20 protein-coding genes and 1 other RNA gene are annotated in these 21,623 nt (G+C 62.7%); 6 read left to right on the top strand and 15 right to left on the bottom strand.

Going from position 1 to position 21,623, the window contains the following annotated elements:
• Position 1 precedes the first annotated feature (1 nt).
• The 12 genes from lapB to gyrA all read right to left on the bottom strand — a co-directional run bounded on the left by lapB (position 2) and on the right by gyrA (position 13,647).
• Complete coding sequence (lapB, locus tag GW587_RS26405) at positions 2 to 1,177, bottom strand: lipopolysaccharide assembly protein LapB (RefSeq protein ID WP_166107885.1); 1,176 nt, start codon at positions 1,175 to 1,177, stop codon at positions 2 to 4.
• Between the two features lie 6 nt (positions 1,178 to 1,183).
• On the bottom strand, positions 1,184 to 1,489 hold the full coding sequence (locus tag GW587_RS26400) for a LapA family protein (protein ID WP_166107884.1): 306 nt from the start codon (positions 1,487 to 1,489) through the stop codon (positions 1,184 to 1,186).
• A 265-nt stretch (positions 1,490 to 1,754) separates the two neighbouring features.
• The gene (locus GW587_RS26395; protein ID WP_072787195.1) at positions 1,755 to 2,060 is read right to left on the bottom strand and encodes an integration host factor subunit beta; all 306 of its coding nucleotides are present in this window, start codon (positions 2,058 to 2,060) and stop codon (positions 1,755 to 1,757) included.
• 10 nt (positions 2,061 to 2,070) lie between these two features.
• The gene (gene rpsA, locus GW587_RS26390; protein ID WP_020705490.1) at positions 2,071 to 3,750 is read right to left on the bottom strand and encodes a 30S ribosomal protein S1; all 1,680 of its coding nucleotides are present in this window, start codon (positions 3,748 to 3,750) and stop codon (positions 2,071 to 2,073) included.
• Between the two features lie 75 nt (positions 3,751 to 3,825).
• On the bottom strand, positions 3,826 to 4,494 hold the full coding sequence (cmk, locus tag GW587_RS26385) for a (d)CMP kinase (RefSeq protein ID WP_166107883.1): 669 nt from the start codon (positions 4,492 to 4,494) through the stop codon (positions 3,826 to 3,828).
• A 5-nt stretch (positions 4,495 to 4,499) separates the two neighbouring features.
• On the bottom strand, positions 4,500 to 5,813 hold the full coding sequence (aroA, locus tag GW587_RS26380; RefSeq protein ID WP_166107882.1) for a 3-phosphoshikimate 1-carboxyvinyltransferase: 1,314 nt from the start codon (positions 5,811 to 5,813) through the stop codon (positions 4,500 to 4,502).
• A gap of 132 nt (positions 5,814 to 5,945) precedes the next feature.
• Entirely contained in the window at positions 5,946 to 6,902 is a 957-nt protein-coding gene (locus GW587_RS26375; RefSeq protein ID WP_207393653.1) for a prephenate dehydrogenase, read from the bottom strand.
• The gene (hisC, locus tag GW587_RS26370) at positions 6,902 to 8,011 is read right to left on the bottom strand and encodes a histidinol-phosphate transaminase (RefSeq protein WP_166107881.1); all 1,110 of its coding nucleotides are present in this window, start codon (positions 8,009 to 8,011) and stop codon (positions 6,902 to 6,904) included. Before hisC ends, GW587_RS26375 begins: the two co-directional genes overlap by 1 nt.
• A gap of 20 nt (positions 8,012 to 8,031) precedes the next feature.
• On the bottom strand, positions 8,032 to 9,105 hold the full coding sequence (pheA, locus tag GW587_RS26365) for a prephenate dehydratase (RefSeq protein WP_166107880.1): 1,074 nt from the start codon (positions 9,103 to 9,105) through the stop codon (positions 8,032 to 8,034).
• Positions 9,106 to 9,188: 83 nt separating this feature from the next.
• Positions 9,189 to 10,301, bottom strand: a complete 1,113-nt coding sequence (serC, locus tag GW587_RS26360) for a 3-phosphoserine/phosphohydroxythreonine transaminase (protein WP_166107879.1) — start codon at positions 10,299 to 10,301, stop codon at positions 9,189 to 9,191.
• Between the two features lie 20 nt (positions 10,302 to 10,321).
• Entirely contained in the window at positions 10,322 to 10,897 is a 576-nt protein-coding gene (locus tag GW587_RS26355) for a DUF2059 domain-containing protein (protein WP_166107878.1), read from the bottom strand.
• A 95-nt stretch (positions 10,898 to 10,992) separates the two neighbouring features.
• Positions 10,993 to 13,647: a DNA gyrase subunit A gene (gene gyrA, locus GW587_RS26350; RefSeq protein WP_166107877.1), complete on the bottom strand. Its 2,655-nt coding sequence runs from the start codon at positions 13,645 to 13,647 to the stop codon at positions 10,993 to 10,995.
• A 446-nt stretch (positions 13,648 to 14,093) separates the two neighbouring features.
• Between gyrA and ompA the strand changes: the two genes are divergently transcribed.
• The 6 genes from ompA (at position 14,094) to GW587_RS26320 (ending at position 19,309) form a co-directional block, all read left to right on the top strand.
• Positions 14,094 to 14,807 (top strand): outer membrane protein OmpA, encoded by a 714-nt coding sequence (ompA, locus tag GW587_RS26345; protein WP_166107876.1) that lies wholly within the window; start codon positions 14,094 to 14,096, stop codon positions 14,805 to 14,807.
• 92 nt (positions 14,808 to 14,899) lie between these two features.
• Entirely contained in the window at positions 14,900 to 15,595 is a 696-nt protein-coding gene (gene ubiG, locus GW587_RS26340; RefSeq protein WP_166107875.1) for a bifunctional 2-polyprenyl-6-hydroxyphenol methylase/3-demethylubiquinol 3-O-methyltransferase UbiG, read from the top strand.
• 14 nt (positions 15,596 to 15,609) lie between these two features.
• Positions 15,610 to 16,299: an HAD family hydrolase gene (locus GW587_RS26335; protein WP_166107874.1), complete on the top strand. Its 690-nt coding sequence runs from the start codon at positions 15,610 to 15,612 to the stop codon at positions 16,297 to 16,299.
• Positions 16,300 to 16,450: 151 nt separating this feature from the next.
• The gene (locus GW587_RS26330; RefSeq protein ID WP_166107873.1) at positions 16,451 to 17,491 is read left to right on the top strand and encodes a hypothetical protein; all 1,041 of its coding nucleotides are present in this window, start codon (positions 16,451 to 16,453) and stop codon (positions 17,489 to 17,491) included.
• Between the two features lie 125 nt (positions 17,492 to 17,616).
• On the top strand, positions 17,617 to 18,723 hold the full coding sequence (locus GW587_RS26325) for a hypothetical protein (RefSeq protein ID WP_166107872.1): 1,107 nt from the start codon (positions 17,617 to 17,619) through the stop codon (positions 18,721 to 18,723).
• 121 nt (positions 18,724 to 18,844) lie between these two features.
• On the top strand, positions 18,845 to 19,309 hold the full coding sequence (locus tag GW587_RS26320; RefSeq protein ID WP_166107871.1) for a carboxymuconolactone decarboxylase family protein: 465 nt from the start codon (positions 18,845 to 18,847) through the stop codon (positions 19,307 to 19,309).
• Positions 19,310 to 19,312: 3 nt separating this feature from the next.
• On the opposite strand, the gene GW587_RS26315 is transcribed toward GW587_RS26320, so the two are convergent.
• The 3 genes from GW587_RS26315 to ssrA form a co-directional block, all read right to left on the bottom strand.
• On the bottom strand, positions 19,313 to 19,684 hold the full coding sequence (locus GW587_RS26315; protein ID WP_166107870.1) for a translational machinery protein: 372 nt from the start codon (positions 19,682 to 19,684) through the stop codon (positions 19,313 to 19,315).
• 93 nt (positions 19,685 to 19,777) lie between these two features.
• Positions 19,778 to 20,932, bottom strand: a complete 1,155-nt coding sequence (locus GW587_RS26310) for a Fic family protein (protein WP_166107869.1) — start codon at positions 20,930 to 20,932, stop codon at positions 19,778 to 19,780.
• Between the two features lie 168 nt (positions 20,933 to 21,100).
• Positions 21,101 to 21,461, bottom strand: a transfer-messenger RNA (tmRNA) gene (ssrA, locus tag GW587_RS26305).
• Positions 21,462 to 21,623: the final 162 nt, after the last annotated feature.

The raw sequence follows: 21,623 nt of genomic DNA, 5'->3' as shown, positions 1-21,623 counted from the left end.
CTTAATTCATGACGTTGAGTTCTTCGGTGCGGCGCGGCGGGTAGCTTTCCCAACGGCTGCATCCGGGGCACTGCCAGTAGAACTGGCGCGCCTTGAAACCGCACTGGCCGCACTGATAGCGCGCCAGCTTCTGCGTGTAGCCGTGCACCAGGTTCTTCACCAGCGACAGCTCGGACACCACCGCCGCCGGTGCGTCGATCAGGCGCGCTTCCAGCAGCTTGTCGAGGCCCATCAGGGTCGGCGTGCGGCGCAGCTCATTGACCACCAGCTCCTTGGCCGCCTCCACCCCGTGCAGCTCCATCACCGCCTTGTAGACCACTTCCAGCAAGTCGATCGACGAGGCCTGCTCCAGGTAGGATTGCAGCAGGTTGACGCCTTCCTGCGGCCGGCCGACCTTGCGGTAGCCGTCCATCATGCGCGCCGCCACCAGCGCCACGTGCGGCACGCTGATCTGCTCGACGCGGCGCCAGGTCATCAACGCCGCTTCGACGTTGCCCTGCGCCAGTTGGGCGTCGCCGGTCAGCATGGTGGCGCGCACGTTGACGCGGTCCGCCTGCAGCGATTTCTCCAGCAGCGGCAAGGCGTCTTCCGGGTGCATGTGCACCAGCGCGTCCTGCGCCAGCTCGCAGTAGAACTGCGCGATTTCCTTCTGGCGCGAACCGGCGCCCGACTCCTGCAGGCCGATCGCGGCCTCGATGGCGCGCGGCCATTCCTTCTCGCGCTGGAAGATCTCCAGCAGCGCGCGCCGCGCCTGCACCGCGTACTGGCCGCTGAACATGGAGTTGAAGGTTTCTTCGGCGCGGTCCAGCAGGCCGGCCTTCAGATAGTCCATGCCCAGCTCGTATTGCGCGTGCTCCTTCTGCTCCTGCGGCAGGTCGGGACGCGACAGCAGGTTCTGGTGCACGCGGATGGCGCGCTCGGTCTCGCCGCGACGGCGGAACAGGTTCCCCAGCGCGAAGTGCATGTCGGCCGTTTCCGGGTCCAGGCGCACGATCTCGATGAAGGCGTCGATGGCCTTGTCCGGCTGTTCGTTGAGCAGGAAGTTCAGGCCCTTGAAATAGCCGCGCGGCAGCGTGCGCGACTCGGACACCAGTTGACGTATGTCGACGCGCGCGGCGACCCAGCCTAGTCCGAAGAAGACCGGGATACCCAATAACCACCAGATTTCGAATTCCATGTATTTTTATTGTGCTGTGTTGACGCTGTCCGGCTGCGGCTGGGCATTGGCCTGCAGCGCCGTGGATTGCAGCGTGTTGATTGTGGTTTTGTGTTTGTTGGTTTCGCGGCGATGGCGGAACACGGTGGGCGTCAGCGCCAGCACGCCGAGCACGGCGCCGGCCACGAAGAAGCCGAGCAGCATCAGGACCAGCGGTCCGCGCAGCTCATAATGGAGGAAAAAGTGCAGGTCGACTTCCTGCGTATTTTTCAAGGCAAAGCCAAAAAACAAGACGAAAAGAACGCATCCAATGAGGGTGGATATAAATTTCATCAGCCAGGTTCCTGTTCTGGATTTCTAAGAGCGCCAGTATGGCATTAGAACCCAAATACATCAAAAAAAACGGGGTAAAAGCGCCGGAAGCAGTTGGCCCGTCATTCGGCGGTCCGTGGCATCGCTTGCTCCAACCCGCACGGCGGCAACCAGGGGTCAGACCCCGTACGGGGTCTGACCCCGCATCCGGGTGCGGGGTCAGCGCTCAATCATAAAAAAAGCGGCATCCAGAGGACGCCGCTTTTTATTTAACTTATCAGACGCTTCAGTCCTCGATGATCGGTTGCCCGACCATCGCGTCAACCCGCTCGCGCAATTGCTTGCCCGGCTTGAAGTGCGGCACCCGTTTTTCGGGCACCATCACTTTATCGCCCGACTTCGGATTACGTCCGATGCGAGGTGGCCGGCTGTTCAGAGCAAAGCTGCCAAAACCGCGGATCTCGATGCGCTGACCAGTCGACAAAGCGTTGGTCATCGCATCCAGAATGGTCTTGACGGCATACTCCGCATCTTTGGCCACCAGCTGAGAATAACGCTCAGCCAGGCGGTTGATCAACTCGGACTTGGTCATCGACTAGTTCTTAGTTCTTGTTATCGAACTTGGCTTTCAACAGCGCGCCCAGGCTGGTGGTGCCGGAAGCTGCGTTGTTGTCGGTCGCTGCCATTTTCTGCATGGCTTCCTGGGTCTCGACATTGTCTTTCGCTTTGATCGACAGCTGGATGCTGCGCGCTTTGCGATCGATGTTGATGACCAGGGCTTCGACGCTGTCGCCGACCTTCAGGTGGGTACCGGCATCTTCCACGCGGTCGCGGGAGATTTCGGATGCACGCAGGTAGCCTTCGACTTCTTCGGACAGTTGGATCACGGCGCCTTTAGGCTCAACCGATTTCACGGTGCCGGTAACCAGCGCGCCCTTGTCGTTCATGGCTGCGAAGTTGTTGAATGGGTCGCCTTCCAGTTGCTTGACGCCCAGGGAAACGCGCTCGCGCTCAACGTCGATGGCCAGAACGATGGCTTCCAGTTCGTCACCTTTCTTGAAGCGACGCACGGCTTCTTCGCCGGTTTCGGTCCACGACAGGTCGGACAGGTGCACCAGGCCGTCGATGTTGCCGGCCAGGCCGATGAACACGCCGAAGTCGGTGATCGACTTGATCGCGCCACGGACTTTATCGCCCTTCTTGTGGGTCACGCCGAAGTCATCCCATGGATTCGCTTTGCACTGCTTCATGCCCAGCGAAATACGGCGACGCTCTTCGTCGATTTCCAGAACCATCACTTCAACTTCGTCGCCCAGCTGGACAACTTTGTTTGGTGCGACGTTTTTGTTGGTCCAGTCCATTTCGGAAACGTGGACCAGGCCTTCGATACCTTGCTCGACTTCAACGAACGCGCCGTAGTCGGTCAGGTTCGTTACTTTACCGAACAGACGGGTGCTTTGTGGGTAACGACGGGACAGACCGGTCCATGGGTCGTCGCCCAGTTGCTTCACGCCCAGCGAAACGCGGTTCTTTTCCTGATCGTACTTCAGGACCTTGGCGGTGATCTCTTGACCAACGGTCAGGACTTCCGAAGGGTGACGCACACGACGCCATGCCAGGTCGGTGATGTGCAGCAGGCCGTCGATACCGCCCAGATCCACGAACGCGCCGTAGTCGGTGATGTTTTTGACGACGCCGGTCACGACCGTGCCTTCTTTCAGCGTTTCCATCAGTTTCTGACGCTCTTCGCCCATCGAAGCTTCGATGACGGCGCGGCGGGACAGAACCACGTTGTTACGCTTGCGATCCAGCTTGATCACTTTGAATTCGAGGGTCTTGCCTTCGAACGGGGTGGTGTCCTTGACTGGACGGGTGTCGACCAGCGAACCCGGCAGGAATGCGCGGATGCCGTTGGTCAGAACGGTCAGGCCGCCCTTGACTTTGCCGTTGACGGTACCGACGACGATCTCGCCCGATTCCATCGCTTTTTCCAGTGCCAGCCACGAAGCCAGACGCTTGGCTTTGTCGCGCGACAGGATGGTGTCGCCGAAACCGTTTTCCAGCGATTCGATCGCCACGGAAACGAAGTCGCCTACTTTGACTTCCAGTTCGCCGTGGTCGTTCTTGAATTCTTCAACAGGGATGAATGCTTCCGATTTCAGGCCGGCGTTGACGATCACGAAGTTGTGATCCAGACGAACGACTTCAGCCGAGATCACTTCGCCCGAACGCATGTCTTGACGCGACAGGGACTCTTCGAAGAGGGCTGCAAAACTTTCCATATTAGACATTGTAACTTCCAGGTTACCAACAAGGCTCGCGAAGGCGACTTCAGTTGGGTTAGGGTTGATAAAAAACTACTTTCCTACGGACGCATACCATGCCAGCACCTGATCGACCGCTGCATCAGCGGTCATGTTCGAGGTATCCAGCACGTGCGCCCCCTCTGCGGGAACCAGCGGTGCGATGGCCCGGTTCGTATCCCGGTCGTCGCGCGCTTGCAAATCCATCAGTAGGTCTTCCATATTAGCAGAAAATCCCTTGTCTATCAATTGCTTATAGCGGCGGCCGGCACGGGCGGCAACAGAAGCGGTCAAAAACACCTTCAGCGAGGCGTGCGGGAAGATCACCGAGCCCATGTCGCGGCCGTCGGCGACCACGCCCGGCGCCTTGCGGAAACCCAGCTGCAGCCCCACCAGCGCGTGGCGCACGGCGGGGAAGGTGGCGATTTTCGACGCGGTGTTGCCGACTTCTTCGGCGCGGATCGCGTCGCTGACGTTTTCATGCGACAGGATGATGTCGCCGCCCTGAAAACTGCAATTCAGGTGTTCGGCCAGCTTGGCCAGCGCATGCTCGTCGCCGAGGTCGGTGCCACGGCGCAGCGCCGACAGCGCCGTCAAACGGTACAGGGCGCCCGAGTCCAGGTAATGGAAGCCGAGCTTATCGGCAACGCGGTGTGCGACGGTGCCCTTGCCGGATGCGGTGGGGCCGTCGATGGTGATGACTGGAATCTGGGAAGTTGGCATTGTGTTTACTTTGCTATTTTTGCAAACGCGTTGAAGTAGTCGGGGAAAGTCTTGTTCACGCACTTCGGATCGTTGATGCGCATCGTCGCGCCCTTGCGCGCGGCCCCGTCCAGGGACACCAGCGAGAAGCACATCGCCATGCGGTGGTCGTCGTAGGTGTCAATGGTAGCAGGGCCGATGACGGCCGGCGGCGTGACCTTGATGTAGTCGGCGCCCTCCTCGACGATGGCGCCGACCTTGCGCAGTTCGGTCGCCATGGCGGCGATGCGGTCGGTCTCCTTGACGCGCCAGCTGGCGATGTTGCGCAGCGTGCTGGTGCCGTCGGCGTACAGCGCGGCGATGGCGATGGTCATGGCGGCGTCGGGGATGTGGTTGAAGTCGGCGTCGATGGCTTTCAGCACGCCGTTCGACGTGGCTTCGATCCAGTTGTCGCCCATGGTGATCTGCACGCCCATCTGCTCCAGCGCGGCGGCGAAGCGCACGTCGCCCTGGATGCTGTCCTTGCCGACGCCCTCGACCCGCACCGGACCGCCGGCGATCGCGCCGGCCGCCAGGAAGTAGGATGCCGACGAGGCGTCGCCTTCGACGTGGATGGTGCCCGGCGACTGGTAAACCTGGCTGGGCTGGATGGTGAACGACTCCCAGCCGTTCTGCTCGACCTTGACGCCGAAGCGGCGGATCAGGTTGAGCGTGATCTCGATATACGGTTTCGAAATCAGTTCGCCGATGACGTCGATGGAGATCGCGTGTTCGCGCGCCATCAGCGGCGCCACCATCAGCAGCGCGGTCAGGAACTGGCTGGAGACGTCGCCGCGCACCGATAGGCGTTGCGCGTGGATCTTGCCCTGCTTGATGTGCAGCGGCGGGAAGCCGGGGTTGCCGGTGTATTCGACGTCGGTGCCGGCGGCGTTGAGGGCATCGACCAGGTCGCCGATCGGGCGCTCGTGCATGCGCGGCACGCCGTGCAGCGTGTAGTCGCCGCCGATGACGGCCAGCGCGGCGGTCAGCGGGCGGATCGCGGTGCCGGCGTTACCCATGAACAGGTCAGCCGATTGGTTCGGGAAGACGCCGGCCACGCCGGTGACGTGATGGATGGTGCCGGTCGCGGTTTGTTCTTCGCTCCAGTCGACGCCCAGGGAGCGCAGCGCGGCCAGCATCACGGCGGTGTCGTCGGAGGCGAGCAGGTCGACGATGTCGACTTTGCCCTGCGACAGCGCGGCCAGCAGCAGGATGCGGTTGGAGATGGATTTGGAGCCCGGCAGGCGCACCGCGCCCTGCACCTGATGGACGGGGTGAAGGTCGATATATTCGTGGTTCATAAGTTCATTCCTTAATTACGTGCGCCGACGGCACCGGCGAGACCCGCACTGCGGCGAGCGAGGGTCAGACCCCGTACGGGGTCTGACCCTGACCGTCCGGGTTTGGCGGCGCAGCTCAATCGGCGTGCGCGGTTATTCGTGCGACGGCGGCGCCTCGGCCGCCTCTATCGCTGTGATCCACTGGTGGCGGGCGCTCTGGGCGTTGCTGTACACGCGCTCCAGCCCTGCCCCGTCGCCGGCGGCGAGACGCGCCCTCAGGCCCGTCAATTGTGCCAGATACGCATCCAGCTCCGTCAATAACGCCGACTGGTTGGCCAGGCTAATGTCGCGCCACATTTCGGGCGACGATCCGGCGATCCTTGTGAAATCGCGGAAGCCACTGGCCGCATACTGGAACAGCAAATCCGCATGCGGCTTGTTCGCGATGTCGTCCACCAGCGCATATGCCAGCAGATGCGGCAGATGGCTCACGGCGGCGAACACCTTGTCATGCTCCTGCGGCGTCAAACGATGAATGATCGCACCGCAGGCGCGCCACGCGGCCGCGACCCGGTCGATATCCTCAGCCGCGTTCTCGTCCAGCGCCGTCAGCACGCACTTCTTGCCGGCGTACAGATGGTCGATGGCGGCGTCGGGACCGTTGGTCTCGCGGCCGGCGATTGGATGGCCCGGCACGAACTGCGCGATCTTGCCGCCCAGCGCGCGGCGCGCCGCCACCACCACGTCGGACTTGGTGCTGCCCGCATCGGTGACCACGGTGCCCGCCTGCAAATGCGGCGCGATCGCCGACAGGATCGCCTCGGTCTGCGCCACCGGCGCGGCCAGCAGCACCAGATCGGCGCCATGCAGCGCTTCCGCCATCGCATCGCTGGCCGCAGCCGCGCCAGCCGCAAGATCGGCGCCCGCCGGCGACGCGGCCGCGCGGGTGCCGCCGATCACGTCGATGATGCCCCGCTCCAGCGCCCGCGCCAGGTAGGCCGGCGAACGGTCCATGCCGACGATGCTGCCCACCGCGCCGGCCTTCTTCAGCGCCAGCGCGAACGAGCCGCCGATCAGGCCCACACCGAAGATAACGACCTTGTTCAACATTATTCCGCCAATGCTTTCGTCAGCGCCGAGATCAGCACCGCGTTTTCCTGCGGCAGGCCGATGGAAACGCGCAGCCACTCCGGCAGGCCGTAGTTGCCGACCGGCCGCACGATCACGCCCTGCTTCAACAACGACAAATTCACGCGCGCGCCGGCGCCGGCATCGCTGCCGACCTTGACCAGCACGAAGTTGCCATACGACGGCACATACTCCAACCCCAGCTGCTCGAACGCCTCGGTGAACTGGCGATAGCCGGCGGCGTTGTTGGCCGCGCTGCGCGCCAGGAATTCCTTGTCGTTCAGCGCCGCGATGGCCGCAGCCTGCGCCAGCGAATTGACATTGAACGGCTGGCGAATCCGGTTCATCAGATCCGTCAACGCCGGCTGGCCGATGCCGAAGCCCACGCGCAAGCCCGCCAGGCCATAAGCCTTGGAGAAGGTGCGCGACACCAGCAAGTTAGGATACTTCTTGACCCAGGCCGCCGATTCGAACTGGTTCTCTTCCGCCAGGAACTCGTTGTAAGCCTCGTCCAGCACCACGACGACATTGGCCGGCACCTGGTCCAGGAAAGCCTGGATCTCGGCGGCCGGAATGAAAGTGCCGGTCGGGTTGTTCGGATTGGCGATGAACACCAGCCGCGTATCCTCCTCGATCGCCGCCAGCATCGCCGGCAGGTCGTGGCCGTGATCCTTGGCCGGCACCACGATGTGGCGCGCGCCGACACCCTGCGTCGCCAGCGCATACACCGCGAACGAATACTGCGCATACACCACCGACTGGCCGCGTTCGACAAACGCATGCGCCGCGATCTCCAGGATATCGTTGGAGCCATTGCCCAGCGTGATCCACTCCGCCGGCACATCGTAGCGCTTCGACAGCGCGCCTTTCAGATCGAAGCCGTTGGCGTCCGGGTAGCGGCCCAGCTCCGCGACGGCGGCCGCCATGGCCTGCCTGGCGGATTCCGGCACGCCGAACGGATTCTCGTTCGACGCCAGCTTGACGATGGACGATTCGTCCAGGCCGAACTCGCGCGCGACTTCCGCGATCGGTTTGCCGGCTTGATATGGGGCGATGGCGCGGACGTATTCCGGCCCGTAGTTCTTGGTCATGGTCTCTCTCTATTCTGGTTTCAGGTCAGGCTGACGGGATACGATCCCAGCACCTTGAAGAACGCGGCGTTGCCCTGCAATTCATCCAGCGCCTTGGCCACGGCCTCGTTCTCGATATGGCCTTCGACGTCGACGTAGAAGTAGTACTCCCACGTGCCGGTGCGGGCCGGACGCGATTCGAAGCGCGTCATCGAGACGTTGTGCTGCGCCAGCGAACCAAGCAGGCGGTAGATCGAGCCGGCCTTGTGCGGCGCGGCCAGCGCCAGCGAAGTGCGGTCCTCGCCCGACGGGCCGGGTTGCAGATGGCCAATCACCGCGAAGCGGGTGCGGTTGTGCGGATCGTCCTGGATGTTGGCCTTGACCGTGCCCAGGCTGTAGCGCACGCCGGCACGCTCGCCGGCGATGGCGGCGATGCCGTGATCGTCGCGCGCCATGCGCGCCGCTTCGGCGTTGGACGATACGGCGCGGCGCTCGATCTCCGGATAATTATTGTTCAACCAGATCTGGCACTGCGCCAGCGCCTGCGCGTGGGCGCAGATGGCGGTGATGCCGTCCATATTGCCGGTGCCGGTCAGCAGGCTGTGACGCACCGCGATCGACACCTCGCCGCTGATGGTCAGCGGCGTGTGCAGCAGCAGGTCCAGCGTGCGGCCGATGGCGCCCTCGGTCGAATTCTCGACCGGCACCACGCCGAATTCGGCGGTGCCGGCCTCGGTGGCGCGGAACACTTCATCGATCGAGGCGCAAGGCAGCACGTCGACGGCGGTGCCGAACTGCTGGTACACCGCCTGTTCGCTGTAGGTGCCGGCCGGGCCGAGGAAGGCGATGGTGACGCGCTTTTCCAGCGAGCGGCAGGCGGACATGATTTCGCGCCAGATGGTTTGCAGCTCGGTGTTGCCCATCGGGCCCGGATTGCGCTCGGCCACACCGCGCAGCACCTGCGCTTCGCGTTCGGGGCGGAACACCGGAGCGTTGGTCTCGGCCTTGATATGGCCCACCTTCTGCGCCACGGCGGCGCGCTGGTTCAACAGGTCGAGGATCTGCGCATCGATGGCGTCGATCTGCTCGCGCAGGGGTATAAGTTTGTCTGTCATGTTGGCGTTTATCTTTTCAGTCGGCTGCCGCTCCGTCATTCCCGCGCAGGCGGGAATCCATGCTGAGCGTCATTCCACGCGTTCTATGGATTCCCGCTTTCGCGGGAATGACGGCGGCCGGCGAATTCGTTCAAGTAGTCTACGAGCGCTTGCACGCCCTCGATAGGCATCGCGTTGTAGATCGATGCGCGCATACCGCCGACGGACTTGTGGCCCTTCAGTTGCAGCAGCCCGCGCGCTTTGGCGCCGGCCAGGAATGCTTCGTTCCCGCTCTCGTCCTTCAGGTAGAAGGGTACGTTCATGCGCGAGCGGCTTTGCTTCGCGACGCGGGTCTCATAAAAATCGCTGGCGTCCAGCGCGGCGTACAGCAGCTCGGCCTTGGCGATGGCGCGCTTTTCCATCTCGGCCACGCCGCCCTGCCGCTTCAGCCACTGGAACACCAGGCCGGCGATGTAGATGCCGTAGGTCGGCGGCGTGTTGTACATCGATTCGTTGTCGGCCACCAGCTTGAAGTCGAACGCCGACGGGCAGGCCGGCAGCGCCTTGCCCAGCAAATCCTCGCGCACGATGACGATGGTGACGCCGGCCGGGCCGATGTTCTTCTGCGCGCCGGCGAAGATGACGCCGTACTTCGACACGTCGACGCGGCGCGACAGAATGTGCGACGACATGTCGGCCACCAGCTGCACGCCGTCGACGGCCGCCGGCACGCCGGCGTCGAAATCATATTCGACGCCGTCGATGGTCTCGTTGGTGCACATGTGCAGATAGGCGGCGCCCGGCGTGAGCTTCCACTCCGATTGCGGCGGCACCGACGTCATCGACGACGCGGCGACGTTGACGTTGGCGTACTTGGCGGCTTCCTTGATGGATTTGCCCGACCACGAGCCGGTATGGATAAAATCGATGGTCGCTGGCTGCGGCTTGTGGCCGACGAGGTTCAGCGGGATCAGGGCGTTCTGCGACAGTCCGCCGCCCTGCATGAACAAGATCTTGTAATTGTCCGGCACTGCCAGCAGCTCGCGCAGATCGCGCTCGGCCGCCTTGTAAATCGACATAAACTCCGGCCCGCGGTGGCTCATCTCCATGACGGACATGCCGCTGCCATGCCAGTCCAGCATTTCGGCAGCGGCTTGCGCCAGCACTTCCTTCGGCAGTATGGCGGGGCCGGCCGAGAAGTTGTAGATGTGGGTCACTATGCGGTCCTTATCAGTTGTTACGGTTTCTTGGTTTGCTGCGCCTGCAGCTTTTCCATCAGCGGGCCGACGCGGCGCACGAATACCTGCTGGCCGATCTGCATGCCCGCCTGCATCAGCTGCGGCGTGGTCGCCAGCATCTTGGCGCCGACCGGGGTGCGGTAGAACGCGGTGATCTGCTTCAGTTCATCGGCGGTGTAGGTGCGCGCGTACAGCGGCACGGTTTCGCTCAGGATCTCGTCGACCACGGTCTGGTCGTTCATCAATCCCTGCAGGGCGTTGATCGCGGCCGGCAGTTCGGTTTCCATCTTCGCCAGCGCCTGCTTTTTCTGCTCGGCGCTCATCTTGGCGTTGTTGTTGATCGCGGCTTCGGCGCCGGCGCGCATCGACGAGCCGATGCCCTGCCCCATCTGGCGCATCATGCCGCTCAACAGGGTGCTGTAGTTCATGGCGTCGAACATCTCGCGCGCGGCGGCCAGCGCGGCCGGATCGGCGGCCGGCGCGGCGGCGGAGGCAACCGGGGCGCTCTGCGCGAACACCGGCGCGGCGCCGGCCAGGACCACCGAGGCGAAGATGCTTGCAATGATTTTTTTCATGTCTGCTTTCAAAATGAATACGGGGCCAGTCTTATTGTCGCATCAATCGCGCAATAGAAGCTGGCCCCGCTGGCGGTGGACTCGCGTCCCCGGCTTTACTCAGCGGCTGGTTCGGCCGCCGCGCCCGGCGTGGCATCCGGGCCCGGTTCCAGCTCGACTTCGTCGATGTCGGTTTCCACCACGCGCTGCAGGCCGGACAGCTTGGTGCCGTCTTCGACCGCGATCAGCGTCACGCCTTGGGTGGCGCGGCCCATCTCGCGGATCTCGGACACGCGGGTGCGGATCAAGACGCCGCCGGTGGTGATCAGCATGATCTCGTCGGTCGGCTCGACCAGCGTCGCCGCCACCACGCGACCGTTACGCTCGGAGGTCTGGATCGCGATCATGCCCTTGGTGCCACGGCCGTGACGGGTGTACTCGGTGATCGGGGTACGCTTGCCGAAGCCGTTCTCGGTCGCCGTCAGCACCGACTGCTGCTCGTTTTCCGCCACCAGCAGCGCGATCACGCGCTGGCCTTCGTCCAGGTTCATGCCGCGCACGCCACGGGCGTTGCGGCCCATCGGACGCACGTCGTTCTCGTCGAAGCGCACCGCCTTGCCGGCGTCGGAGAACAGCATCACATCGTGTTCGCCGTCGGTCAGCGCGGCGCCGATCAGGAAGTCGCCCTCGTCCAGGTCGACCGCGATGATGCCGGCCTTGCGTGGATTGCTGAAGTCCTTCAGCGGCGTCTTCTTCACGGTGCCCAGGCTGGTCGACATGAAGACGTAGTGGTCTTCCGGGAAGGTCCGGTTCTCGCCCGACAGCGGCAGGATCACGGTGATCTTCTCGTTGTCCTGCAACGGGAACATGTTGACGATCGGCTTGCCGCGCGAGTTGCGCGAGCCTTGCGGCACTTCCCACACCTTCAGCCAGTACATGCGGCCACGGTTGGAGAAGCACAGGATGTAGTCGTGGGTGTTGGCGATGAACAGCTGGTCGATCCAGTCTTCCTCTTTGGTCGCCATCGCCTGCTTGCCGCGGCCGCCGCGCTTCTGCGCGCGGTATTCGGAAATCGGCTGCGCCTTCATATAGCCGGTGTGCGACAGGGTCACCACCATGTCCTGCGGCGTGATCAGGTCTTCGGTGCCCAGATCGGTCGCGTTGTGCTCGATGTTGGAGCGGCGCGGATCCTTGGCCGGATCGCCGAATTCGGTCACGACCGAGGTCATTTCGTCGGTGATGATGGTGGTCACGCGTTCCGGCTTGGCCAGGATGTCCAGCAGGTCGGCGATTTCGGCCATCACGTCTTTGTACTCGTTGACGATCTTGTCCTGTTCCAGGCCGGTCAGGCGTTGCAGACGCATCTGAAGGATTTCTTGCGCCTGGTCGTCGGACAGCTTGTACATGCCGTCGCTCTGCATGCCGTAGTGCTTCGGCAGGTGCTCGGGACGGAAGGCGTCGATGCCGCCGACGGTGGTGCCGTCGCCGGTACGGGCCAGCATCTCGCGCACCAGCGACGAATCCCACGACCGTTCCATCAGGCCGGTTTTAGCGACCGGCGGCGTCGGCGCCGCCTTGATGATGGCGATGAAGTCGTCGATGTTGGCCAACGCCACGGCCAGGCCTTCCAGCACGTGGCCGCGCTCGCGCGCCTTGCGCAGCTCGAACACGGTGCGGCGCGTGACCACTTCGCGGCGGTGCGACAGGAAGCATTGCAGCATTTCCTTCAGGTTCAACAGGCGCGGCTGGCCGTCGACCAGCGCCACCATGTTCATGCCGAAGGTGTCTTGCAGCTGGGTTTGCTTGTACAGGTTGTTCAGCACCACTTCCGGCACTTCGCCGCGCTTCAGCTCGATGACCACGCGCATGCCCGACTTGTCGGACTCGTCGCGGATGTCGGAAATGCCCTCGAGCTTCTTGTCGCGCACGTTTTCGGCGATGCGTTCCAGCAGCGATTTCTTGTTGACCTGGTACGGCAGCTCGTCGACGATGATGGCGGTGCGGCCGCCGTCCTTGCCGTATTCTTCATAGTGGGTCTTGGCGCGCATCACCACGCGGCCACGGCCGGTGCGGTAACCGTCGCGCACGCCCGAGACGCCGTAGATGGTGGCGCCGGTCGGGAAGTCCGGGGCCGGGATCAGTTCGATCAGCTCGTCGATCGTGCACTGCGGATTGCGCAGCACGTGCAGCGCGCCGGCGATCACTTCGTGCAGGTTGTGCGGCGGGATGTTGGTCGCCATGCCGACAGCGATGCCGGACGAGCCGTTGATCAGCAGGTTCGGGATGCGGGTCGGCAGCACCGTCGGCTCTTTTTCCTTGCCGTCGTAGTTGGGCTGGAAGTCGACGGTTTCCTTGTCGATATCGGCCAGCAGCTCGGCGGAGATCTTGTCCAGGCGGCACTCGGTGTAACGCATCGCGGCGGCGCCGTCGCCGTCGACCGAACCGAAGTTGCCCTGGCCGTCGACCAGCATGTAGCGCAGCGAGAAGTCCTGCGCCATGCGCACCAGCGTGTCGTAGATCGACGCGTCGCCGTGCGGGTGGTACTTACCCATGGTCTCGCCCACCACGCGGGCGCATTTCACGTACGGACGATTCCACACGTTGTTCATCTCGTGCATCGCGAACAGGACCCGGCGGTGCACCGGCTTCAAGCCGTCGCGCACGTCCGGCAAGGCGCGGCCCACGATCACGCTCATGGCGTAATCGAGGTAGCTCTTGCGCATCTCTTCTTCGAGGGAAATAGGAATTGTTTCTTTTGCGAATTGATCCATTGGCGGGTCGACTGATCTTTGACTGTGGTTTATTAAGCAATGTATGCCGCACGTACTGCATTCCTGCGCCGCCCCTCCCAGGGGACAGGCAAGCTAGCGATTTTAGCATGGGCGCAGGGCAACCAGCACAAATCCGCCGCCCGCCCAGCGCCCGCAAGGGGTGCGCACGATACAACGCTATGTAACACCTTGTAATATTCTGGACACATTACTCATTTATTATCGACAATCACGTTGCAACAAAACAACATTTTGGTTGAAATCGAAAAGGCGCCATGTTGTCGCCTTTTTATCGGTCAGGATTGCTTGTGGCAAAATGGCCCAGAAGTCAATTGCTTGTTTCGCAAGCGGGAAATGAGCACGACGCCCCTGCGTGGTAGAATTCCGGCCACGTATTACACGTCGCGCAGTTTCTCTGCGGATATCACCCCCGAAAGGAAAAAAATATGAAAAAAATTATTTCGATGTTGGCTGTTTCGGCACTGTTCGCCGCCTCGGCAATCGCACAAACGACCCCGACCGCGCCACCATACGCACCAGTCACCACGGACATCAAAGCAGCGACGCCTAAGAGCGCCTACGTTCAGGATGCACGCGGCGTCATCGCCCGTGACCCGTTCGGCCTGTGCTGGCGCACCGGTTACTGGACCCCGGCCGATGCCGTGCCAGGTTGCGATCTGCCACTGTGCGTTGAGCCAGAGAAGCTGGAAAACGGCAAGTGCGTAGCACCGCCGCCGCCACCAGCGCCGCCGGTCGCGCCGGCTCCTGCGCCAGCACCGGCCCCAGTGCCAGTGCCAGTGCCGACCGCGCAGAAAGTCAGCTTCGCCGCCGACGCCTTCTTCGACTTCGACAAAGCCGTGCTGAAGCCTGAAGGCAAAGCCAAGCTGGACGACGTGGCATCGAAACTGGGTTCGATCAACCTGGAAGTCATCATCGCCGTCGGCCATACCGACTCCGTTGGTTCGGACGAGTACAACCAGAAGCTGTCGGTACGCCGCGCTGAAGCGGTCAAGGCCTACATCATCTCCAAAGGTGTTGAAGCCAACCGCGTGTACACCGAAGGCAAGGGCGAGAAACAGCCGGTTGCGGACAACAAGACCGCCGAAGGCCGCGCCAAGAACCGTCGCGTGGAAATCGAAGTTGTCGGCACCAGCAAGTAATTTAAGCTGAGCCACACGAAACCCCGCTGCGGCGGGGTTTTTTTACGTCCGCTGATTTAGAATAGCGGGATTCGTCCCTAACATTGCAGCCCATGAACGCCGATCCTTTAGAAATACAGAAATTCTCCGAACTGGCCCACCGCTGGTGGGATCCGACGTCCGAGTTCCGCCCGCTGCATGAAATCAATCCGCTGCGCCTGGAATGGATCAACGCCCGCGTGCCGCTGGCCGGCAAGAACGTGATCGACATCGGCTGCGGCGGCGGCATCCTGTCCGAATCGATGGCGCGCAAGGGCGCCACGGTGACCGGCATCGACCTGTCGGAAAAGGCGCTGAAAGTGGCCGACCTGCACTCGCTGGAATCCGGCGTGCAGGTGCGCTACAAGCTGATCGCCGCCGAAGAGATGGCGGCCCAGGAGGCCGGCCAGTTCGACGTCGTCACTTGCATGGAGATGCTGGAACACGTGCCGGACCCGGGCGCCATCGTGCGCGCCGCCGCGACGCTGGTCAAGCCGGGCGGCCACGTGTTCTTCTCGACGCTGAACCGCAATCCCAAGGCCTACCTGTTCGCCGTCATCGGCGCCGAGTACCTGCTGCGCATGCTGCCCAAGGGCACCCACGATTACGACAAGTTCATCACGCCGTCCGAGCTGTCGCAATACGTGCGCACCGCCGGGCTCGACGTCAAGGGCTTCAAGGGCATGGGCTACAACCCGCTGACCAAGATCTACTCGCTCAACGACGACACCAGCGTCAACTATCTGGTGGCCACCAGCCGTCCGCTTTAATTTCCGATATTTTTATGATCCCGACCTCCGCCCCGCGCGCCATCCTGTTCGACCTCGACGGGACGCTGGCCGACACCGCGCCCGACCTGGCCGCCGCCGTCAACCTGCTGCGCACCGCGCGCGGCCTGGAGCCGACCGCCTACGACATCCTGCGCCCGACCGCCTCGGCCGGCGCGCGCGGCATGATCGGCGCCTCGTTCGGCGTCAAGCCGGACGACGCCGGCTACACCGAGCTGCGCGACGGCTTCCTCGACAATTACGCGGCCGCGATGGCGGTGCACAGCAGCCTGTTCCCCGGCGTGGTCGAACTGCTGGCCGGCATCGAAGCGGCCGGTCTGCGCTGGGGCGTGGTGACCAACAAGCCGGCCCGCTTCACCGATCCGCTGCTGCCGCAGATCGGCCTGGGCCACGCCGCCTGCGTGGTCTCGGGCGACACCACCGCCCACCCCAAGCCGCACCCCGCCCCGCTGCTGGAGGCGGCCGCCCGGCTGGGCCTGGCGCCGGAACAATGCTGGTACGTCGGCGACGATCTGCGCGACATCCAGGCCGGCAAGGCGGCGGCGATGCCGACCATCGCCGCCGGCTGGGGCTATTGCGGCCCGCTCGAACCGCAAAGCTGGCAGGCCGACCACCTGCTGCTGGCGCCGACCGAAATATTGGTGTTGCTGCAAAACGTCTCATCCGCCCAGGCGATCGCGGCCTGAGGCCGCACACCGCACAAATATGTTGCCGTATGGACAGAGTAGGTATAGTCTTTAATTTCTGCGTAGAAATACTTAGTTCCATTTAGCCAAGAAACCGCTGATGGAACGGGAGGCGCAGCCGACGACCACCTCACTTTCCATCAGGAGCATCATGAACCTTCCTGAGCAGGCTGCCCAAACCCCGCAGCCGAACTCCGATCCGCTCGCCCTGCCGCCCGAGGCCAGGCCGCAGCACACCGCCGCGCCGCAAAGCTGGATGGTGCGCGTCGCCGACGCCAAATACCACTGGTACGACCTGGTGGCCGGCTTCATCGACAAGCCCGACATCCGCGATCCGATCGGCCGCTATCTGCGCCGCACCCAGTTCGAGCTGGAGGCGGTGGCGGAAAAGCGCCATCTGTTCTTCGCCGTGACCCGGCCCCGGGTGCGCTTCGACGTGGCCGGCGCGGTGCAGTGGGGCTTTTTCTCGCTGAAGCTGACGCTGCCGCTGCTGATCGGCGGCGAGCAGGCCAAGGACCACCTCACCATCGAGCTGACGGTGCCGTTCGCCGCGACGCTGAAAAAACCGGCGGTGACGCTGACCGAAAACTTTATCACCCTCAACTGGGGCGGCTTCGTCGAGGCCTTGTCGATCCACGACGTGCTGCAGCACTACGCGCACCAGTTGCGCATCCCGAACAAGGTGGTGTACGTCGGCCAGACCCGCGATCCGGAGGCGCTGTTGTCCAAGGGACGGCTGCCGGCGCTGCAAAAGCTGCGCGCCAAATTCGGTCTGGACTACGACACCCTGCTGCTGGTGCAGCGCATGGAGATCGTGGTCAGCTGCGCCGACGGCGACCCGGCCGAGCTGCCGCACAACGCCCATCCGCTGGCGGCCGACGCGCTGCTGGCCGAACGCATGGACGTCATCGAGGCGGCGATGATCCGTTATTTCGAAGGCGCCGCGCCGCGCGTGCGCGGCGTCGAGGAAAGCGCGGCGCGCGCCGCGCGGCTGAACCAGGTCAAGGACAGCAACCACCTGGTGCAGTTCAGCATCGACCACGAGCTCGCCGACGCGGCCAACTACAGCGTCCTGAATTCCGAGTTCGCGCGCGCGGGCAAGCGTCATCTGCTGAGCTGCTTCATCGCCGACGGCGTGGCGCATGTTGCGCCCATGCCGATACCGGAGACGCCGAAGGGATCCAAGAGCTAACTAGTGTTACATTGGGTGATCAAACGGCATTCCCCTCCGTTGCCACATGGAAATATAGTGCGGGAACGACTATACTAGGGGATATCACTCCAGCACAGCACTATGAACCACTTGGAACACGCAGCATGAGCGCCGAACAGCCCGACCTGACCGCCGGCGACGACGAGGACTATCCGGATCCTTCGCCGGAGGAGTTGGGCGTCGGCGCCTTGTTCGCCGAGGCGCCGGAACCCTTCCACGACCTGCTGGCGCCGGCGCCGGAGGAGCTCGACGACCTGCTGCCGCTGATGCCGCAACGAACCGCCGCGCCGCAGACCTGGGTGGTCAGCATCGCCGACGCCAAGTATCACTGGTACGACCTGGTGGCCGGCTTCCCCGAGATTCCCGATATCCGCGACCCGGTCGGGCGGCATCTGCGCCGCATGCAGTTCGACCTGGAGGCGACCAGCGAAAAGCGCCTGATCTATTTCGTCGTCAACCGCCCGCGCGTGCGCTTCGACGCGGCGCGCAGCACCAGCTGGGGCTTCTTCTCGCTGAAGCTGACCATTCCGCTGCTGGTGGGCACCGAGGAAAAACGCGACAGCCTGACCATTGAACTACAAGTACCATTCGCCGCCACGCTGAAGAAGCCGACCGTGGTGCTGACCGACCGCTTCATCACGCTCAACTGGGGCGGACTGATCGAAGCGCTGTCGATCCACGACGTGCTGCAGCAGTATGAGAACAGCCTGACCTTCCAGAGCAAGGTGCAGTACGTCGGCCAGACCAAGGATCCGCTCGGCCGGCTGGCGCGCGCGCGCCTGACGCCGGTGCAGCGCATCCACCAGAACAACAGCGAAGACAACGACATGCTGCTGCTGATCCAGCGCATGAACGTCGAAGTGATGTCGGACGACGGCGATCCGGCCGAGCTGGAGGTCAACCAGAATCCGGTGGCGACCGACATGCTGCTCAAGGACCGCATCGATGTCATCGAGTGCGCGCTGATCCGCTACTTCGAAGGGCCGGAGATGCACGGCCGCAGCGACAAGGAGGCGGACATCCGCAAGCAGCGCCTGCGCGAGGTGCAGGCCACCAACAACCTGGTCGAGTTCCGCATCGACCTGCGGCTGGAGGACGCCGGCAAATACGACGACCTGTTCTCAAGGCACGTTCCGGTCTCGCGCAGCCACATCATCGATTGCCGCATCGTCGACGGCGAAGTGCTGGTCACGCCGGTGGCGTCGGTCTGAAAATTTTTTGAGTTTTTTTTGAGTTTTTTTGAAAGAGCTGTCACACGCGGCGAGGTCGTCCCGTCTTATAGGTATGGAGAGCGCAATCGTGCGCGATCAAACCTGAACAGAAGGACGCATCATGACCCATACCGCCCGTATTTCTTTCTTCGAACAAGCTCCCGCCAACCTGCAGGCCATGATCGGCCTGTCGATGTCGGTCAAAAAAAGCTCGCTGGGTTTGCGCCTGGTTGAGCTGATCAACCTGCGCGTGTCGCAGATCAACGGCTGCGGCGTCTGCGTCGACATGCATTGGCGCGACCTGATCAAGCAAGGCGCCGAGCCGCGCCACCTGAACGCCATCGCCGGCTGGCGCGAAGCGCCGTTCTTCAGCGAGCGCGAGCGCGCCGCGCTGGGCTGGGCCGAAGCGGTCAACGCGCTGCCGCACAAGGACGACACCGACGCCGCCTACGTCGAATTGCGCAAGCATTTCAACGACAATGAAACGGCGGAGCTGGGGTACGCCATCGCCGTGATCAAGGGTTGGAACCTGATCAACCTGAGCCTGCGCAACCAGATCCCGGAAGTGCCGGCGCCAGGTTTCTAAGGCTTAATGCGTCAGGTCGGCCTTGACGAAGTACTTGCGCGCATAGGTCAGCAGCTGGCCGTCGTTCGGATGATCGACGGTCTCGACGCTGACCACTTTGTCCGCCGTCTCGGCATGGCTCTTGGCCATGTGGCGCATGAAGGCCAGCTTTTCCATGCCGGGGCCGACCACCAGGATCTGCTTGGCATCGGTGATCGCGGCGATCACTTCATCCATATAGCCGAAGTCCGGCTCGGCGCGGTTGTTGCCGACCACGCCGGCTTTCTGATGCTGCGAGGTGGTTTTGATGACTTCGGTGTCGGCATCGTCGCGGGTGAAATGGATGACATGGGCTTCGGTCTGGTCAAGCCAGACGACTGCGTGTTGGAACGGCATGGGGGATTTTCCTTGAGGTGGGGATTGGCCGGTGATACGGCCAGTACACGCATCATGCGCGCATGCGCGCCGTTCATCTGTACGACAGCATACTTAGAGCGGCAGGTCCGCTTCGGGGTACAGGTTCGGGAACAGCAAGCCCAACGCGTCCAGCGGTAGTCCGAATCGAAGCGGGCCATATGGCGTATCGCTGACGAGCAGTCTGTCCGCCAGCAGCGTGGCCATCAACGAGCGCGCGCTGCGTTCCGCCAAACCGGTCATTTGGGAAAACTCCCCCCGCCCGACGGGGCCCAAGCCAAAAATATGCACCAACGGGAGGATTGCCTCCCGCTTCATGTGGCGCACGACCAGCAGCGCTTCGATGCGCGGTTTGATCGCGTCCAACGCCAGCATCTTCGACATGAACGACACTTGGTCGTTGCACATCTCCAGAAAATATTTCACCCATGTGAGCAGTCCTGCTGCGCTCAGGTTGCCACGGCCGTCGAGGTCGCCCTGACGGGGAGCATCGGCGTTGTGCAGCGCTGCGTAGTAAGCGGGCGTCGACCTGGCGAAGCCCCTGCTTGGAGACCAGAGTCCTTCGGATAATTTCCATAGCGCGCAATGGGTTTGCAGGCGCGCCGCCCTGCCGTTCCCATCGAGGAAGGGATGAACCCACGCCACGCGGTGATGCGCGCAGGCGGTGTCGATCAGGATGCGATCCCAGCCGCGCGCTTTTCCGTAGACCTCGTCTAGCCGTTGAAGAAATGCTGGTAACGATGCGGCGATCGGCGCGACATGCCGCGCGACTTGGACGTCGCGTGTGCGGATCTGTCCAGGGATGATGATTTCGCCGTCATCGGACAGGCGGTCTTGCGGCGTCAGCCGGTCGTACAGCGCGCGGTGAGCGTCGATCAGAAAAGCGGACTTCAGCGCCGGCCCTTCGTGCGACTTGGCCTCCATCTCTCTTTCAGCGCCGATGTGCGCCAAGGCGATACGCTGTAGTCGTGCGTCATATGGTCGATGGGAGAAATCACTCTGAAGGGCGCGCTCGATATTTCGAGGGTGGGTGCTCTGGCCTTCGATGCGGTTGCTGTAGAACGAGTTCATTTGCCGCAGCAGTTCTCGAAGCGAGGCGCGCGTCGTTTCATGCGCGGCGGCGGTGAGTTTGACGGAGCAAAGGGCAATACTTTCCGCCAGAGGAAGAACTTCCTCCCGTTGCCGTTCGCTCAGCGAAGTCGGCTCGAATTGGTGGGGAGCGTGGTACATTTCGCCGCTTTTATTTCCGGTTTGGCCGGATCGCAAGCTTTTGATTGTACTCGGGTTTTTGGTGTTTTTCTGTTTTGCGGGACGTGGTCTTGGCCGCTTTGTACTCTAGATAGGATTCAAAACAAAGGCCCCGGCGCTTTCGCGTCGGGGCCTTTGTTTTGAATCCAGTGGTGGAGACGGCGGGAATCGAACCCGCGTCCGCAAGCACTCCACAGACAGTTCTACATACTTAGCACTATCATTTAATTTAACCAGTACAACACGGACGTGCACGTTTTGGACTAGCGATTCACCTTAGATTTAGCGCTGATTGAAGTGACCCCTCACAGCGCGAGTCCCTGTAAATGACTCCACAGCTTTTAACGGCCCACCCCAGGGACGAGGTGTTGTGGAGCTAACAGCAATTAAGCTGCCAGTGCGTACGAGTTATCGTTTGCAGTTAAGTTTTTTCTGGGTGTATTTACGAGGTAACCAGCCCTCGGTATGCCCTGCTCTGCTTTGCAACCCACGTCGAAACCAGGTCGTCCCCACAGACTTGTCATTCTACAGCACTTTGCCCCGCTCCGCAGCTTTCCCAGAACCCACGTCAAACGCCCGTCATATTCGGCCGTTATCATGGCTGCAGTTCTCACATAGAACCAAAAACTAGCGCCTCCCGCAGGCGTCTACTACCGGCGCCGGCGGTCGGGAA

The organism is Duganella aceris (genome assembly GCF_011090165.1).
Taxonomy (GTDB): Bacteria; Pseudomonadota; Gammaproteobacteria; order Burkholderiales; family Burkholderiaceae_D; genus Rugamonas; species Rugamonas aceris.
Note: the sequence above shows the minus strand (reverse complement) of the source record. Positions and strands in the feature narration are given on the sequence as shown.

Bases quoted from the DNA above. Each gene is read 5' to 3' on its own strand.
- aroA (WP_166107882.1), bottom strand. From the start codon at position 5,813: ATGAACCACGAATATATCGACCTTCACCCCGTCCATCAGGTGCAGGGC.
- GW587_RS26325 (WP_166107872.1), top strand. From the start codon at position 17,617: ATGAGCGCCGAACAGCCCGACCTGACCGCCGGCGACGACGAGGACTAT.
- rpsA (WP_020705490.1), bottom strand. From the start codon at position 3,750: ATGGAAAGTTTTGCAGCCCTCTTCGAAGAGTCCCTGTCGCGTCAAGAC.
- GW587_RS26375 (WP_207393653.1), bottom strand. From the start codon at position 6,902: ATGTTGAACAAGGTCGTTATCTTCGGTGTGGGCCTGATCGGCGGCTCG.
- GW587_RS26400 (WP_166107884.1), bottom strand. From the start codon at position 1,489: ATGAAATTTATATCCACCCTCATTGGATGCGTTCTTTTCGTCTTGTTT.
- cmk (WP_166107883.1), bottom strand. From the start codon at position 4,494: ATGCCAACTTCCCAGATTCCAGTCATCACCATCGACGGCCCCACCGCA.
- pheA (WP_166107880.1), bottom strand. From the start codon at position 9,105: ATGACAGACAAACTTATACCCCTGCGCGAGCAGATCGACGCCATCGAT.
- GW587_RS26330 (WP_166107873.1), top strand. From the start codon at position 16,451: ATGAACCTTCCTGAGCAGGCTGCCCAAACCCCGCAGCCGAACTCCGAT.
- ompA (WP_166107876.1), top strand. From the start codon at position 14,094: ATGAAAAAAATTATTTCGATGTTGGCTGTTTCGGCACTGTTCGCCGCC.
- gyrA (WP_166107877.1), bottom strand. From the start codon at position 13,647: ATGGATCAATTCGCAAAAGAAACAATTCCTATTTCCCTCGAAGAAGAG.
- lapB (WP_166107885.1), bottom strand. From the start codon at position 1,177: ATGGAATTCGAAATCTGGTGGTTATTGGGTATCCCGGTCTTCTTCGGA.
- GW587_RS26310 (WP_166107869.1), bottom strand. From the start codon at position 20,932: ATGTACCACGCTCCCCACCAATTCGAGCCGACTTCGCTGAGCGAACGG.
- GW587_RS26355 (WP_166107878.1), bottom strand. From the start codon at position 10,897: ATGAAAAAAATCATTGCAAGCATCTTCGCCTCGGTGGTCCTGGCCGGC.
- hisC (WP_166107881.1), bottom strand. From the start codon at position 8,011: ATGACCAAGAACTACGGGCCGGAATACGTCCGCGCCATCGCCCCATAT.
- GW587_RS26395 (WP_072787195.1), bottom strand. From the start codon at position 2,060: ATGACCAAGTCCGAGTTGATCAACCGCCTGGCTGAGCGTTATTCTCAG.
- GW587_RS26320 (WP_166107871.1), top strand. From the start codon at position 18,845: ATGACCCATACCGCCCGTATTTCTTTCTTCGAACAAGCTCCCGCCAAC.
- ubiG (WP_166107875.1), top strand. From the start codon at position 14,900: ATGAACGCCGATCCTTTAGAAATACAGAAATTCTCCGAACTGGCCCAC.
- GW587_RS26335 (WP_166107874.1), top strand. From the start codon at position 15,610: ATGATCCCGACCTCCGCCCCGCGCGCCATCCTGTTCGACCTCGACGGG.
- GW587_RS26315 (WP_166107870.1), bottom strand. From the start codon at position 19,684: ATGCCGTTCCAACACGCAGTCGTCTGGCTTGACCAGACCGAAGCCCAT.